Origin of the sequence: Chloroflexus sp. (assembly GCF_049970315.1) — a bacterium.
Taxonomy (GTDB): Bacteria; Chloroflexota; Chloroflexia; order Chloroflexales; family Chloroflexaceae; genus Chloroflexus.
In genome coordinates this window covers 38111-53066 of record NZ_JBMFNE010000023.1, presented here as the reverse complement: position 1 = coordinate 53066, position 14956 = coordinate 38111, and the positions used below count along the sequence as shown (strand labels likewise).

At 55.5% G+C, this 14956-nt stretch carries 13 protein-coding genes and 1 riboswitch; of the genes, 9 read left to right on the top strand and 4 right to left on the bottom strand.

The features are described 5' to 3' along the window. The first annotated feature begins 212 nt into the window (after positions 1-212). The 5 genes from pufB to ACP5OT_RS14330 all read left to right on the top strand — a co-directional run bounded on the left by pufB (position 213) and on the right by ACP5OT_RS14330 (position 4454). Positions 213-374: a light-harvesting antenna LH1, beta subunit gene (gene pufB, locus ACP5OT_RS14350; protein WP_012257957.1), complete on the top strand. Its 162-nt coding sequence runs from the start codon at positions 213-215 to the stop codon at positions 372-374. 27 nt (positions 375-401) lie between these two features. Further along, positions 402-572, top strand: a complete 171-nt coding sequence (pufA, locus tag ACP5OT_RS14345) for a light-harvesting antenna LH1, alpha subunit (protein WP_424675790.1) — start codon at positions 402-404, stop codon at positions 570-572. Positions 573-821: 249 nt separating this feature from the next. Then, complete coding sequence (gene puf2C / locus ACP5OT_RS14340; RefSeq protein WP_428132512.1) at positions 822-2066, top strand: cytochrome c-554 Puf2C; 1245 nt, start codon at positions 822-824, stop codon at positions 2064-2066. A 168-nt stretch (positions 2067-2234) separates the two neighbouring features. Further along, complete coding sequence (gene chlG, locus ACP5OT_RS14335) at positions 2235-3158, top strand: chlorophyll synthase ChlG (RefSeq protein WP_428132510.1); 924 nt, start codon at positions 2235-2237, stop codon at positions 3156-3158. 30 nt (positions 3159-3188) lie between these two features. Then, positions 3189-4454, top strand: a complete 1266-nt coding sequence (locus ACP5OT_RS14330) for a geranylgeranyl diphosphate reductase (RefSeq protein WP_424675793.1) — start codon at positions 3189-3191, stop codon at positions 4452-4454. Between the two features lie 408 nt (positions 4455-4862). On the opposite strand, the gene ACP5OT_RS14325 is transcribed toward ACP5OT_RS14330, so the two are convergent. The 3 genes from ACP5OT_RS14325 to nifJ all read right to left on the bottom strand — a co-directional run bounded on the left by ACP5OT_RS14325 (position 4863) and on the right by nifJ (position 10253). Continuing rightward, the gene (locus ACP5OT_RS14325) at positions 4863-5285 is read right to left on the bottom strand and encodes a cupredoxin domain-containing protein (protein WP_424675794.1); all 423 of its coding nucleotides are present in this window, start codon (positions 5283-5285) and stop codon (positions 4863-4865) included. Between the two features lie 325 nt (positions 5286-5610). Further along, the gene (locus tag ACP5OT_RS14320) at positions 5611-6678 is read right to left on the bottom strand and encodes a dihydroorotate dehydrogenase-like protein (RefSeq protein ID WP_428132507.1); all 1068 of its coding nucleotides are present in this window, start codon (positions 6676-6678) and stop codon (positions 5611-5613) included. Further along, positions 6675-10253, bottom strand: coding sequence for a pyruvate:ferredoxin (flavodoxin) oxidoreductase (gene nifJ / locus ACP5OT_RS14315; protein WP_428132505.1), 3579 nt, complete (start codon positions 10251-10253; stop codon positions 6675-6677). Before nifJ ends, ACP5OT_RS14320 begins: the two co-directional genes overlap by 4 nt. Before the next feature lie 239 nt (positions 10254-10492). Between nifJ and ACP5OT_RS14310 the strand changes: the two genes are divergently transcribed. Then, positions 10493-11044, top strand: a complete 552-nt coding sequence (locus tag ACP5OT_RS14310) for a DUF2064 domain-containing protein (protein WP_424675797.1) — start codon at positions 10493-10495, stop codon at positions 11042-11044. An 8-nt stretch (positions 11045-11052) separates the two neighbouring features. Here the strand turns inward: ACP5OT_RS14310 and ACP5OT_RS14305 are convergent, their stop codons facing one another. Continuing rightward, the gene (locus ACP5OT_RS14305) at positions 11053-12156 is read right to left on the bottom strand and encodes a glycosyltransferase (protein WP_428111017.1); all 1104 of its coding nucleotides are present in this window, start codon (positions 12154-12156) and stop codon (positions 11053-11055) included. A 68-nt stretch (positions 12157-12224) separates the two neighbouring features. Continuing rightward, positions 12225-12387: riboswitch (FMN riboswitch) on the top strand. 173 nt (positions 12388-12560) lie between these two features. On the opposite strand from ACP5OT_RS14305, the gene ribD reads away from it, so the two are divergent. The 3 genes from ribD to ribB are packed head-to-tail and all read left to right on the top strand — an operon-like array spanning position 12561 to position 14954. After that, positions 12561-13790 (top strand): bifunctional diaminohydroxyphosphoribosylaminopyrimidine deaminase/5-amino-6-(5-phosphoribosylamino)uracil reductase RibD, encoded by a 1230-nt coding sequence (gene ribD / locus ACP5OT_RS14300; protein WP_424675799.1) that lies wholly within the window; start codon positions 12561-12563, stop codon positions 13788-13790. Further along, positions 13718-14329, top strand: coding sequence for a riboflavin synthase (locus ACP5OT_RS14295; protein WP_424675800.1), 612 nt, complete (start codon positions 13718-13720; stop codon positions 14327-14329). The genes ribD and ACP5OT_RS14295 overlap by 73 nt, the downstream gene beginning before the upstream one ends. Then, a complete protein-coding gene (gene ribB, locus ACP5OT_RS14290) occupies positions 14310-14954 on the top strand; it encodes a 3,4-dihydroxy-2-butanone-4-phosphate synthase (protein WP_424675801.1) in 645 nt (214 codons plus the stop codon). Before ACP5OT_RS14295 ends, ribB begins: the two co-directional genes overlap by 20 nt. Positions 14955-14956: the final 2 nt, after the last annotated feature.

Below are 14956 nucleotides of genomic sequence, written 5' to 3'. Positions count from 1 at the left end.
ATGCGGAGAGAATCGCAACCTACAATTGTCTTTTTTCTTAAAAGCAACGGATTGACATTTTTCATTGACTTCTATATAATTTAATCAACACACCAACGCTGTCCAGTCTTCGTAGCAGACCGCTGAAGGGCAAATAGCGAGCGGCATTGTGTGCGAAAGGCTGGCTGGGTGTCGCAAGAAGGTTCAAGCGATAGCAGAGTGGAGGTTCGCCCATGCGCGACGATGACGATCTGGTACCACCGAAATGGCGCCCGTTGTTTAACAATCAGGACTGGCTGCTCCACGACATCGTCGTGAAGTCATTCTATGGCTTCGGTGTCATTGCAGCGATTGCACACCTGCTGGTTTATCTGTGGAAACCGTGGCTTCCCTAAGCAATTGAGTGTGAGGAGGGATAATTCATGCAGCCTCGCAGCCCGGTACGAACAAATATCGTCATTTTTACCATTCTTGGTTTTGTCATGGCGTTGCTTATTCACTTCATTGTCCTAAGCAGCCCGGAGTACAACTGGCTATCGGATTCTGGTGGCGCACTGTTGCTCAGCACAGCACGTGCATTGTTTGGAATCTGATGAATGGCGGGCCGGCCACGGCTCGCGTGAGACGGCGACCGCCAGCAGCGCCTCTGCTGGCGGTTATTGTTCGCAAGGACGATGGTTACGCTGCTCTTTTTGCACATAGATAAAAAATTGACCTTTCAAAACAATTCGTGTATACTAGAGCGAGAGAGTTGTTAGTGGCGGCGTAGCCCTTCCGCCGCGCTCACATGGTTACATCGGCGCCGGTATTGTCAGGCAGCCGATCTGGAGCAGGAGAGACCCATGCAATCGTCACGACCAAGTGATCGACAACTGGCGATCGTTGTTTCGGTGGCGGTGGGAATTATTGTCGCGGTCATAACCACTGCAACCTTCTGGTGGGTCTACGATCTGACATTGGGCCGCGCACAACGGGCGGCAGCACAGACGGCCGGCGCGCGTTGGAGCCCAAGTGACGGTATCAAGGTAATCACTGAGTCGCAACCGATCACGCCCACGGATGGCCGGCAGAATTGGTTGGGCCAGCAAGCTTGGAATGAAGGTGTCCAAGCCGGGCAAGCGTGGGTACAGCAGTTTCCGAATACCGTTAACGTGCAAGTGCTCGTTGGGATGAGTTCGGCCCAGATCTGGACGTACATGCAGCAGTACGTCTCCGGTGGGTTGGGGGTTGGCTGTCAGTATTGCCATAATATCAACAATTTCGCCAGCGATGAGTATCCTCAGAAGATCGCAGCGCGTAATATGTTGCGCCTCGTGCGTGATATTAACGCGCAATTTATCGTGAACCTGCCGGCGTGGGAAGGGAATTACGTCCAGTGCGCGACCTGTCATAACAATGCACCGGTGAATATGGAGGCGGTTGGCGCGCAGTTTATCAATTCGGTGCCACCAATTAAGGTGACCGTCGATCCGCTCGATGCCAACGGGCAGCTGATACTCGATCCGGCCCAGAAGCCGGAAGAGATCCGCGGGCAGGTACTGCTCAAGGATGCTATCTTGTACTATGTCTACAACTATCAGGTCTGGAAACCGTTCGATCCGGCCGACCCGGAAAGTGGGCGTGGTTCGCTGGCACTGACCTACGAGGGTGGACGCACGCAAGATCAGGTGACGATCAATCAGAATGTGATGAATTATCAGTCGTGGTCGCTTGGGGTCGGTTGCACCTTCTGCCACAACTCGCGTAACTTTGTTGCCTATGAGCTGAACCCTGCTGGTGACAATGTGCTCAATCCGGCGTATGCCTACAATAAGTTGAAGGCACAACGGATGTTGTTACTGACAACGTGGCTGGCCGAGAATTGGCCGCGCTACGGTGCGATTGGTAAGGCAGAAGTGCCAACCGGTAAGAATGCGGCAAGCCCTTACTCGTATCGCCGCCTCGGTGATGGGCAAGTGTACAACATCCCCGGTTGCTATACGTGTCACCGTGGTAATAATATCCCGCTCGCCTCGATTAATCAGGCCAATATCCCGGCCGGTGATGCCGGTGTTGTAGTGTTGCCGCCGCAAATTCGTGGGAATTAGCGACACGACAGTTGTTTCATAGAGGGGCTAGGGGTACTAGCCCCTCCCGTTTCTACCGTATCAACGGATTGCCCCGTTTAGGCGATAGCCAATCTGGACGCTTGCCCATTTATTGTGGAGCGTCAGGTAACGATCTTGCTGAGCTAGAGAGTACGCGCTATGAGCGACATGAGCGACCGCACCAGCGTAACTGTACCTTCGCCACTGTCGGCAACCGATCGATCCCAATCACGCTGGTCGTGGCTTCGTAACTCGATCCAATTAATGAAACCGGTAACGTGGTTCGCACCGACGTGGGCGTTTATGTGTGGCGCTATCGCGAGCGGTGCTGTCGGCTGGAACGAGTCGATCGGTCGCTTGTTGCTCGGTATGTTTATGGCCGGGCCGATTTTATGTGGGTTGTCGCAGGTGGTGAATGATTACGCCGACCGTGAGGTTGATGCGATTAACGAACCCCACCGCTTGATCCCATCCGGTCAGGTCTCGCTACGCCATGTCTATATTCTAACCGCAGTGCTGACGTGGATCGGCACGAGTATTGCGCTGTTCCTGGGTCGTGAAGTGGCGTTCTTCGTCGCTTTGGGGCTGTTGTTTGCGTTGGCGTATAGCTTGCGTCCGATCCGCGGTAAACGCAACGGGTGGATTGGGAATGCGTTGGTAGCGATCTCTTACGAGGGATTGGCGTGGATGGCCGGGCATGCCGCGTTTGCGCCACTGACCGGTGAGAGTGTGACGATTGCCCTGCTCTATTCGCTCGGTGCGCACGGTATTATGACCGTCAATGATTTCAAGAGCATAAAGGGCGATACGCTCATGGGTATCCGTTCGATCCCGGTGCAGTATGGTAAGGTTATGGCCGCACGAATGGTCGTCATTACCATGGGTGTCGCTCAGATCGCCGTGATCGGTTTACTTTACCATTGGGGACATCCCGTAGCGGCAACGGTGGTCTTTCTGTTGCTTGCGGCACAGAGCATTCCAAATGCTCACTTCATCCGTGACCCCGAACACAATGAAGTATTCTTCAATGCCACGGCAATTATGCTCTATGTCTGGGGTATGCTGGCAGCAGCAATTGGTTTGGCAGCATGATGGGCAGTTGCCCCTAGAAGTGTGATGGTAATGGCTCCACGAGTTCTGGTTGTTGGCGCATCGGTGGGCGGGGCGACCGCAGCAATTACGCTGCGGTCGTTCGGTATCGAGACGATTATGATCGAGAAGGAGCTGGTCAAGGCAAAGCCATGCGGTGGTGCAGTGCCGCCGGCCGCGTTTCGCGAGTTTGATTTGCCGACGAGTTTGATCGATCGTAAGGTGCGCCAGTGTCTGATCGTGTCGCCTTCCGGCCAAGAGACCCGTGTCCCGGTGGCGGGTACGGTTCCGAGTGAGGATGATTATGTGGCAATGGTGCGGCGCGAAGTGTTCGATAGCTTCTTGCGCCAGCGCGCTCAAGAGCGTGGTGCTGAGCTGATCCATGCCCAACTGATCGGCCTGCGAGTTGATCGGCGTGGTGTTGAGGCGACGTACCGCACGCCCTCCGGCCATGAAGGGTCTGTGTGGGCCGATGTAGTGATCGGAGCTGATGGAGCCTATTCGCCGACGGCTAAGTTTCTCGGTTTGCCGAATCTGCCTCGCGCAGTGGCAATACAAGAGCGGATTAAACTGCCACCCGGTAAGATGGCTCGCTGGGAAGAGACGGCCGATCTGTATCTTGGGCACGAAGTCAGCCCTGATTTGTACGCATGGGCCTTCCCCAAACGTGACCACATTGCCGTCGGGATCGGTGCTGGCCCCGGCCATGGCTCGGCTGCTAGGCAGTTGCTGAACAATCTCAAGCGGCGGCTCGGTTCGGCCCTCGATGGTGGACAAGTTATCTTGCGGGAAGCCCATGCCTTGCCGATGGAGCCACGTCCGCATTTAGCCTTCGATCGGGCGATGTTCATCGGTGATGCCGCCGGCTTAGTGGTGCATACCTCCGGTGAGGGGATTTATTGGGCGATGAAGAGTGGGCAAATGGCTGCACAAACACTGGCTGAGTATCTCGATGTGCCGAGTGCGGCCAACCTACGCACCTACGAGCGACGGTGGTGGAAGCGGTACGGCACGATGTACCGTTTTCTCCGCTTTTTGCAGGTCTGGGGGTATGGTAATGAGCGGCAGATGGAGGTATTTACCGAGATGTGCCGCAACTACGATGTGCAACGTCTAACGTTCGATAGCTACATGCACAAGCAAATGGCACCGGCGCCATGGTTAGCTCAGTTGCGGATGACTGCCGAAATCATCGCCAGCGAAGTTCGTAACTATGCTCGCCCACGAACACCGCTCCGTGAGCAACTCGGTTTGACGGTAGTCGAGAAGCAAAGGCAGCGGGTTGCAGCAGCAGATTAGGTAACGATGGTGGGTATTGCGGGAGGCAGCCATATCGGCTGCCTCTTCGTTGTGCTCCGGTTGTAAGATGCGCTTCTGGCTGTTATACAGATGTGATACCGTTGTCGTTGCTAACGATGCCTGAATCGGTTTCGTCCGACGGTTTGGGAAAGAACGGCCATCTCTCACTTCAGTACAGAGCAATAATGAAGTGCAGCACGCAGACCGTCTCGCTATTGCAAGAATTCTTAATCAAGGTGGCGAACCTTTCGCTCCCCGTTGCCCACATCATTGCGTAATCGTATTCCATCAAGTGATCGGTATTTTAAGTGTAGACGATCTGCTGGCTTGTTGTCAAGTCAAACCGCAACATAAAAATATGCGAACCGCATCTGAGGCAGCTCACAGCACGGACAATTGGGGCACCGATTAGCGCTGGGCAACGGTTTCGACAATCGTCAGCGTGCCATGCATCCCGGCGGTGAAATGACCCTCGATGCCACAGACAAACTGGTACTGACCGGCTACGTCAGGTGACGTAAACGTTACTGTGGTACTTTCACCGGGTTTCACTTCGATTTCCCAATAGATATTCTCTTCATCTTCAGCGCCAAAACTATCACCGACAGTAGTTCCGTATTTCATAATCACCAGCTCGTGTTCGATGGCGCCTTTATTGGTCAGGTGCAGCGTAATCTCTTGACCGGGCGGAATAATGAGTTTATCCGGTTCAAACTTATAGTCGGTCAACACAACGTTAAGCTCTGTAGAAGCAGTTGGTTGGCGGCTACACGCACTCAGTGCTGCGAGTGCCAATACGAACCCGAACACCAGCATCCACCTTCGTCGCATAGACTTCCTCATTACTTTGATTTGGTTAAACGTATCATCCGGTAGCGCAATGGTATTGGGAAGAAGGCAAATATACATCAACCATGCTTCGTCAATGAAAAAGGCGCGATAAGCTTCTACCCACGTGCAGTTTTTGCACGCTGTAATTATGCTTGAAAAGACTGATACCAATGCCTGAAATATACTCCTTATTTGCTTATTTGTCAAGAGATATGTATAAATATTTGAATATTATCCATGTTACTAAGACTGTGGAGGGTACGTGCATGTATCGTCTGCTTCCCCGCTTCTCGCGTAAAGAAGCGGGGAAGAGTGTCGTGTTGTCTTATCCTTCATCAGCGAGGAACGGATACAACATCCGTCCGGTCAGATCGGTATGGCTCCCAAGGGCGTAAGGCGGACGATAATCATCGAGGACCCGAATGTAGTTAGCGCGCTCAAAGGCGGCCGGTTCGGCGACGGCGCGCTGGCTCATACTGCCGTGCAGTTGTGCTACCGATTCGTATTCGTGTTCGGTAAGCCACAACTCCATGTCGTGCAAGATAGTGCGGAGGACATCGGGGGCGTGACCGCGTAATAATGCCGATGCTATCATCGTTACGTTGGCCCCGGCCATCAGGCCCTTGAGTACGTCGATAGCGTTGTGAACACCGCTGCTCAGGGCAAACTCTAACGGGATGCGTCCGTAGAGGAGGGCGATCCAACGCAATGGTAGCCGCAATTCTGCCGAAGTGCTCAGTTGCAAATTGGGCCGCACCGAGAGCTGTTCGAGATCGAAATCAGGTTGGTAGAAGCGGTTGAACAACACCAATGCATTCGCCCCCGCTTCCATCAGTCGCCATGCGAAGTTGGGGAGGGCGGTGAAGTAGGGTCCGATCTTCACCGCCAGTGGGATGCTGATCTCGGCACGCACTGCTTTAACCAAATCAACATAGATGTCTTCAAGCTCGGAGCTGGTGATGTTGGTATCGATTGGTACAAAGTAGATGTTGAGTTCGAGCGCATCAGCACCGGCTTCTTGGATCAAGCGTGCGTAATGCACCCAACCCCCCCTTGAGACGCCGTTGAGGCTACCGATGACCGGAATGCTCAGGGCCTGTTTCAGGGCTGCTACATGCTCGAGGTAGCGTTCGGGGCCGGTGCTATACGTTCCGTGTTCGGGCAGATAACTGAGGGCTTCGGCAAAGCTCTCGGCCCCATGGCTTAGCATACGGTCCAGTTCGAGGCTCTGCTGGATGATCTGCTCTTCAAAGAGTGAGTACATCACCACTGCCCCTAGTCCGGCCTCTTCCAGTTGGCGGACAAGTTCGACGTTGCGGCTGATGGGTGAGGCTGCGACCACGATTGGTGTACGCAGCTTCATGCCCAGATAGGTGGTACTAAAGTCGATCATCGCAGCCCCTCCTTCGTCTCAGTGACCAGCTCGTTGGCCATCCACTGCAAATGTGCCCACTTGAGCGCCACTTGGCGACGCAAGCTATTCAGCAACTGCTCGTAGCGCGCTGGATTCGCCTGTTGCAACATTTGGAAGCGTCCTTCACGACGTAGGTAGACTTCGGGATCGAGGCTCGGCGCTTTCGAGTCGATGGTTAATGGTGAGCCTTCGTGGATGGAAGGGTTGTAGCGGTACAGCGGCCAGATACCGGTTTCAACCGCGAGCCGTTGCTGCTCAAGACCGCGACGTAGGTCGTAGCCGTGGGCGATACAGTGGCTGTAGGCAATAATGAGTGAAACGCCGGGATAGGCCTCAGCCTCTTGGAAGGCGCGTAAGGTTTGAACATCGTCGGCGCCGAAGGCAACGCGCGCTACGTAGACATCACCGTAAGTTATCGCGATTTGGGCCAGATCTTTCTTAACTCCGCCTTTACCGCTTGCAGCGAACTTGGCAACGGCGCCGGTTGGAGTAGATTTGCTCGCCTGCCCGCCGGTATTGGAGTAGACTTCGGTGTCGAGCACGAGGATATTGACATCGCGCCCTGAGGCGAAGACGTGATCGAGACCGCCAAAGCCAATGTCGTAGGCCCAGCCATCGCCACCAACAATCCAGATGCTGCGTTTGATCAGCACATCGGCTAGTGCCAGCAGTTCACGCATCGCGTTCACCTCTGGCGGGTTGCTGTCGATCAGTTCACGGAGCCGCTGCTTGAGGATGGCTACTCGTTCACGCTGTTCGCGAATACCAACTTCGGTGTGCTGATCGGCGTTGAGCAGGTCTTCGACAAACTCAGCACCAAGGATAGGGCGGAGTTGGTTGAGGAGCATGCGGGCATGGGCAAGTTGCTGGTCGATGCTTAGCCGCATACCAAGACCAAATTCGGCATTATCTTCAAATAGTGAATTGCACCATGCCGGCCCACGCCCCTCGGCGTTGGTCGTCCACGGGGTGGTCGGTAGGTTGCCACCATAAATGGACGAACAGCCGGTGGCGTTGGCAATGATCGCACGGTCGCCAAACAGTTGGCTGAGCAGCTTGAGGTAGGGTGTTTCGCCGCACCCGGCGCATGCGCCCGAAAATTCCATCAGCGGCACGTACAACTGCGTATGTTTAACACTACCGGATGGGATGAGCGTGCGGTCTACGTCGGGTAGGCTTAAGAAGAAGTCCCAGTACGCGGTTTCACGAGCGCGGATGGGGGCTTGCGGTTGCAGATTGATCGCCTTGCGTCCGACTGCACGCTTATCTTTGACCGGGCACGCCTCGACACACAAGCCACAGCCGGTGCAGTCTTCCGGTGCGACTTGCAGTGTATAGCGTTGGCCTGGGAATTCTTTGAAGCGGGCCGGTGCGCTCTGGAAACCTTCGGGAGCGCCGGCGAGCGCCTCTTCAGGGTAGACTTTCGCCCGGATGGTTGCGTGCGGACAGACAAACACACACTTGTTGCATTGAATGCAGATGTTCGGATCCCACACTGGAATCTCGATTGCGATATTACGCTTCTCCCACTTGGTGGTGCCGGTGGGGAAGGAGCCATCAATGGGAATAGCACTGACTGGCAGTTCATCGCCGCGCCCGGCAATCATCGGGCCGAGCACCTCACGCACGAACTGCGGTGCATGCTTAGGCACCGGAGGACGCATCGGTAAGCCGTTATCTTCACTTGGCGGCGGAATAGGTACTTCGTAGAGGCGATCAAGGGTGCGATCGACGGCAGTCCAATTCTGCTTCACGACAGCCTCACCACGCCGACCGTAAGTCTTCTTGATCGATTGCTTAATGGCGGCAATGGCGTCTTCGCGCGGTAACACGCCACTGATGGCGAAGAAGCAGGTTTGCATAACGGTGTTAATGCGACCACGCATACCGACTTCGTTCGCTACTGCCGTTGCATCAATCACATAGAAGCGCAGGTTTAGATCGCGAATCTTGCGCTGGACGACGGTCGGCAATTGATGCCAGACCTGATCGGGACCGTAAGGACTGTTGAGTAGGAAGACCCCGTTGGGAGCAGCGTATTGCAAGACATCAAACCGCTCGAGGAAACTAAAGTTATGACAAGCGACGAATTGGGCTTGGCCCTTGCCGATAAGGTAGGGGGTTGCCAGTGGCGAGGGGCCAAAGCGCAAATGCGAGATGGTCACCGACCCTGACTTCTTCGAGTCGTAGACGAAATACCCTTGAGCGTAGCGTTCGGCCTCACCTTCACTGCTATCGCCGATGATCTTAATACTGTTCTTGTTCGCTCCGACCGTGCCGTCTGAGCCGAGTCCCCAGAATACACAACGTACCGTGCCGGGGGGATCGATGCAGAGATCGGGATCGTAGCTCAAACTGCTATGACTGACATCATCGTTGATCCCGACGGTGAAGTGCTCTTTGGGATGGGGTTTTGCCAACTCGGCAAAGACGGCTGCCGCCATACCGGGTGTAAACTCTTTGGACGAGAGGCCGTAGCGTCCCCCGATAATCGTGATCGGCTGATCGCGTAATGCGCTTACCACATCGAGGAAGAGCGGCTCTCCAGAAGCGCCTGGCTCTTTGGTGCGGTCGAGGACGGCAATGGCTTTTACGGTTGGCGGAAGGACGGCGCGGAATGCCTCGGCGGCAAAGGGCCGGAATAGGCGCACCATCACCACCCCGACCTTCTCACCCTGCCGATGAAGGTAGAATGCCGTCTCACGGGCGGTCTCACCACCCGATCCCATTATCACAATCACCCGTTCGGCATCGGGTGCGCCAAAGTAGTCGAAGAGATGATAATGGCGACCGGTGATGGCCGCGAAACGATCCATCTGCTCCTGCACGACGTTGGGAAAGGCATCGAGAATGGGTTGGATGCGCTCACGAGCTTGAAATGCGACATCTGGATTCTGCGCCGTACCGCGAATCACCGGATGTTCGGGGGAGAGGGCGTGAGCACGCTGATCGTAGACCCACTCGTCCTTGATCATAGCCCGAATCTCCTCCGGTTCGAGCTGAATAATCGTATTCACCTCGTGCGAGGTGCGAAATCCGTCGAAGAAGTGGATCACCGGTAGCTTACCGGCCAGTGAACTGGCGTGGGCAATGAGGGCTAGATCCTGCGCCTCTTGAACCGACGCTGACGCGATCATGCCAACACCGGTGGTACGGGCGGCCATCACATCAGATTGATCGCCGAAGATCGATAACGCTTGGGTTGCCACAGCGCGCGCCGCAACGTGGAACACACCGGGCGTCATCTCGGCGGCCATCTTGAACATGTTGGGGATCATCAACAGCAGTCCTTGCGAGGCGGTGAAGGTAGTGGTCAAAGCGCCGGTCTGCATAGCACCGTGTAATGCACCGGCAGCTCCACCCTCAGACTGCATTTCATACACGGTTGGTACGACACCCCACAGGTTTGGCTTACCGGCGGCCGCATACGCATCGGCAAGCTCACCCATCGGAGTGGAAGGGGTTATCGGATAGATTGCGATCACTTCACTCAGTTGATAGGCAACGTTAGCAACTGCTTCATTGCCATCCAGCGTTACATGCCGTGATCCCATAGCTGCCTCCTTGGCTGTATGCAGGAAACGCGCTGCCTGCTTTCATCAGTATAGAAGCAGTGTGGGAAAGCGTCAGATGAAACTCAGGCAACTCTCGGTGATGATAAATTCATTCTGTAACTATTTCGACCAGCAAAGATTCATCTATTTTTTAACTATTGAACCCGTTTCCTGATCAGGGGGCGATTACGACGTTCTATAATAGGGAACGATCTCACGCGACAAAGATGGAGCGTTGCATGCAGCGCACAACTCTCATTTTCGACCGTACCGCCATGTTACGCGAGTCATTCGGTATTGAAGCGAGCTGGTGGTCGAGTGCCTTTATCGCCGATTTGCAAACGTTGACGATGCGTGTCACCGGAGTGACGGCTATCGTGACAAGTGCGGTACACATTGCTGCCGAGTCGGTTGATGGACCACTGGTGGTAATCAGTGGTGATACTCCGCATCTGCCGGAGACGCGCCTCCGCGATGCTTTTACGCTATTAGAGGCGGGAGCCGATCTGGTGCTGGGACCGTGTGACCGGGGTGGGTGGTATGTGCTGGGGATACGTTCCTCATCTTTGGCTGCGTATCTTCCCTCTACGTCAGTACTATCGTGGCTGGAGCAGATACGCCACCAGAGGCTGCGTGTAGAGCAATTGCCGTTCTGGTTTCGGGTTACCTTACCATCCGATCTCACAACGCTAGCTGCCGCTTTGCGGACTATGCCGGCTACCTACGCCCCGGCAACGCGCCGTCTACTCGGCAACAACGATGGTATGCTGGCGCGAGAGTGGGGCGCCTGAGGTAACGGTCATGAGTCTACAACCTCGCGATACACCTGCTCAATGCGCTCCACCATCTGAGAAAGGCGGAATTCGGTCATTGCTCGTTCTCTCCCGGCCAGCCCAAGCGCGCGTGCTCGGTTAGGGTTGTTAAAGAGGCTTGCTAACGCTTGTGCCAGTGCCGATGGATCGGCGGGCGGAACCACCAACCCAGTTCGTCCGTGTTGGGTCACGAAACTGGTCCCGGTACCTAGTTCGGTACAGATCACCGGTAGGCCGGCCAATTGCGCCTCGATTTGGACAATACCGAAGGCTTCGCTGCGTGCCACCGACGGTAATACAAACACATCGGCGAGCGCGTAGAGCGCGCGTAACGTCATCTGATCAACTTCCCCTAACACATGCACCCGGTACTCAACGCCTAACGCGGCGGCGAGCCTCACGAGATCGTAACCACGCACCGTTGCATCCCCACCGGCGATAATGGCATGACCACGCGGTAATCGTGCGATAGCCTGGATCAGGTACTCCACGCCTTTGTAGTAGCGTAGCCGTCCGACGAACAATGCATTAGGACCGGGAAAGCGCCGGTGTAATGCAGCCACTAACGTTGGATTGGGTAACGGCAATGGAGGAAGGCCGAAGGGGATAATCTGTATCCGTTCCCGATGGCGCCGTAGCCACGGTGATGTCGCGGCTAATTGTGGGCTGGCGGCAATCACGCAGGCGGCACGGTGGAGGGTGTGATTGATCAAGGGAGCCGTCAAGCGGCCCAGCATGCGCTGACGCACAATATCGCTGTGGTAGGTTATCACGAATGGGGCCCGCGTGACGAGGAGCGCCAGATCGCCAAAAGGGTATGGATGATGCGCGTGGATCACGTCGGGGCGTAAGCGTGCCGCATACCAGAGCAGGGCTGGGCTTAATGGGGTGCGAGCCAGGGTAACCAGGCGCGGCACACCGATTAGTTCGACCCCGTTGCGCCACGTATGACAACCACGCCGGTCGGGTGCGACGTAGAGCACCGTTACCCGATGACCGCGTGCTACTAACCCTTCACTGAGTAGTTGCACGTGGCCTTCGATACCGCCTTTCACCGGTGGGTAGTCTTTGTAGAGTTGCAGAATGTGCATACGATCTATGATAATCGAATGACTACCCTGAGACAACCGTTCTCGTGTATAATAGAAAAGACAACTTAGTAAACCTTCGGGGCAGGGTGAGTCTGGAATTGAGTTTCAACTCAAGACCGGGCAATTCCCGATCGGTGGTATAGCCCACGAGCGGGTGGTCACATCCGACACCTCGCACGATCCGGTGAAACTCCGGAGCCGACCGTACAGTCGGGATGAAAGAAGGTTGAGCATACCGTGCTGTCCTCGTGACGACGAGGATTGTCTTGGTTTGCTTACCTACCCCGAACAATTCACTGTTCGGGGTTTTTGTATGAGCGCGGCAATTGGTAGATGGTCGAGCGCTTGCGATCGCTTTGCCCCGAAGGAACAGTATTGGTACTACGTTCCTTTGGGGTTTTTGTATGTGTCAGCATCCTGATCCCGAAACGTACATGCGTCGCGCATTGGTGCTTGCTCAACAGGCTACCGGTCGCACCAGTCCCAACCCAATGGTCGGCGCCGTGATCGTCAAAGATGGTCGGATCGTCGGTGAAGGCTATCACCGGCGGGCCGGTGAGCCGCATGCCGAAGTCGAGGCGTTGCGTGTGGCCGGAGAAGCGGCTCGCGGCGCAACGATGTATGTCACCCTCGAACCCTGTGCGCATGTTGGACGTACACCACCGTGTACCGATGCGATTATCGCTGCCGGTATTGCCGAGGTGTATTACGCCATTGCCGATCCCAATCCACTCGTCTCCGGCAAGGGGCATGCGCAGCTCGCCGCTGCCGGGATTCGGGTCCAGTCCGGTGTGTGCGAAGCGGAAGCCTTTGAACTTAATCGCCCCTTCTTCAAGCACATCACCACCGGACGTCCCTTTGTCACGGCCAAGTTCGCGATGAGCCTCGATGGAAAAATTGCGACTGTTACCGGTCAGTCGCGCTGGATCAGTAATGCTGCTGCTCGCCGGCGTGTTCACCACTTACGCAACCGTACCGATGCGGTGCTCGTTGGAGCGGGTACCGTCATTGCAGACGATCCGAGTCTCACTACTCGCCTACCCGATCTGTCGCCTGATAGCATCCGTCACCCCCTGCGGATTGTGGCTGACAGCCGCGGACGGGTCCCGTTATCGGCCAAGGTGTTCGATCCGGACTTACCCGGTCAGACAGTTGTGGCAGCAACAGAGCTGATCCCTGCCGATCATCGGCGTGCGCTGGTCGAACGTGGTGTGGATGTCTGGCTCTTGCCTGCCAACGACGACGGTCGAGTGAGACTGTCAGCCCTCTTCGATGAACTCGGTCGGCGCGGGATACTCACGGTACTGGTGGAAGGGGGGAGTGAATTGCTGGGCGCATGTTTTCGCGAACGCTTGATCGACCGGGTGTGGGTTTTTATTGCACCACTGATTATCGGTGGTCAACAGGCCCCTTGCCCAGTTGGGGGGAGCGGATATACCCTCTTATCGCACGCAGCCCGTTTAGGTCGGATACATGTTGAACTCATTCCGGCTGACGATGATGAATCGGCGGCCCCCGATATGTGGATACAAGCCGATGTATCTTATCCAGAGGAAGAGGTATGTTCACCGGTATTATCGAGGAAATTGGTACAGTCGAATCACTTGCTGAAATCGATGGCGGATGGTCGTTAACCATTCAGGCAACAACCGTGTTACAAGGTACGGAACAAGGACACAGTATTGCGGTAAACGGTGCGTGTCTAACGGTGACGGCGCTGACCAACTCCACCTTTACGGTTGGTCTTTCACCCGAAACCCTTCGTCGCACCAATCTGGGCGATCTGCGAGTTGGGGATGGGGTGAACCTTGAGCGTTCACTGGCCGTCAATGGGCGCATCGGCGGGCATTTTGTGCAGGGTCATGTTGATGGGACCGGGGTCATCACAGCGTTTCACCCTGAAGGCGATTCGCTGTGGGTGACGGTAGCGACTACCCCCGACTTGTTACGCTACATCGTGCCAAAGGGATACATCGCCGTTGACGGAACGAGCCTGACGGTGGTTGAGGTACTGCCTGATGCATTCACATTTATGTTAATTGCTTACACGCAACAGCATATCACGTTGCCACGTAAGCCGGTTGGCAGTCGCGTCAATCTCGAAGTTGATGTGTTAGCAAAGTATGTTGAAAAGTTCATCGGAGAGATGCCATATGCCGTTCGCCAGCGTTGAAACCGCAATTGCCGATTTTCGTGCCGGTAAGTTTGTGATTATCGTCGATGCTGCCGACCGTGAAAACGAAGGCGATTTAGCGATTGCCGCCGAGTTTGTCACACCGGCGGCGATCACCTTTATGGCGCGCGAAGGGTGTGGCCTGATCTGTGTCGCGATGACCGGTGAGCGGCTTGATGAGCTACAGCTACCGCTCATGGTCCCACCCACCAATAACACGAACCATTTTGGCACTGCGTTCACCGTTTCGGTTGAAGCACGCTACGGAGTCACGACCGGTATTTCGGCCTTTGATCGAGCGACGACTATTCGGACATTGATCGATCCGGCAACTCGTCCTGAAGATCTCGTGCGGCCCGGTCATGTCTTTCCATTACGGGCCAGAGACGGCGGCGTGCTCGTCCGACCCGGTCAAACCGAAGCATCGCTCGATCTGGCCCGCTTGGCCGGTCTCTATCCGGCGGCGGTTATCTGCGAGATTATGAATCCTGATGGTACGATGGCACGTTTACCCGATCTGGAGCGATTTGCTACTCGTCATGGACTCACCCTGCTATCGATTGCCGATCTCATCGCGTACCGCCGGCGCATCGAGCAAGTTGAGCCGATGATAGTAACTGCATAGGA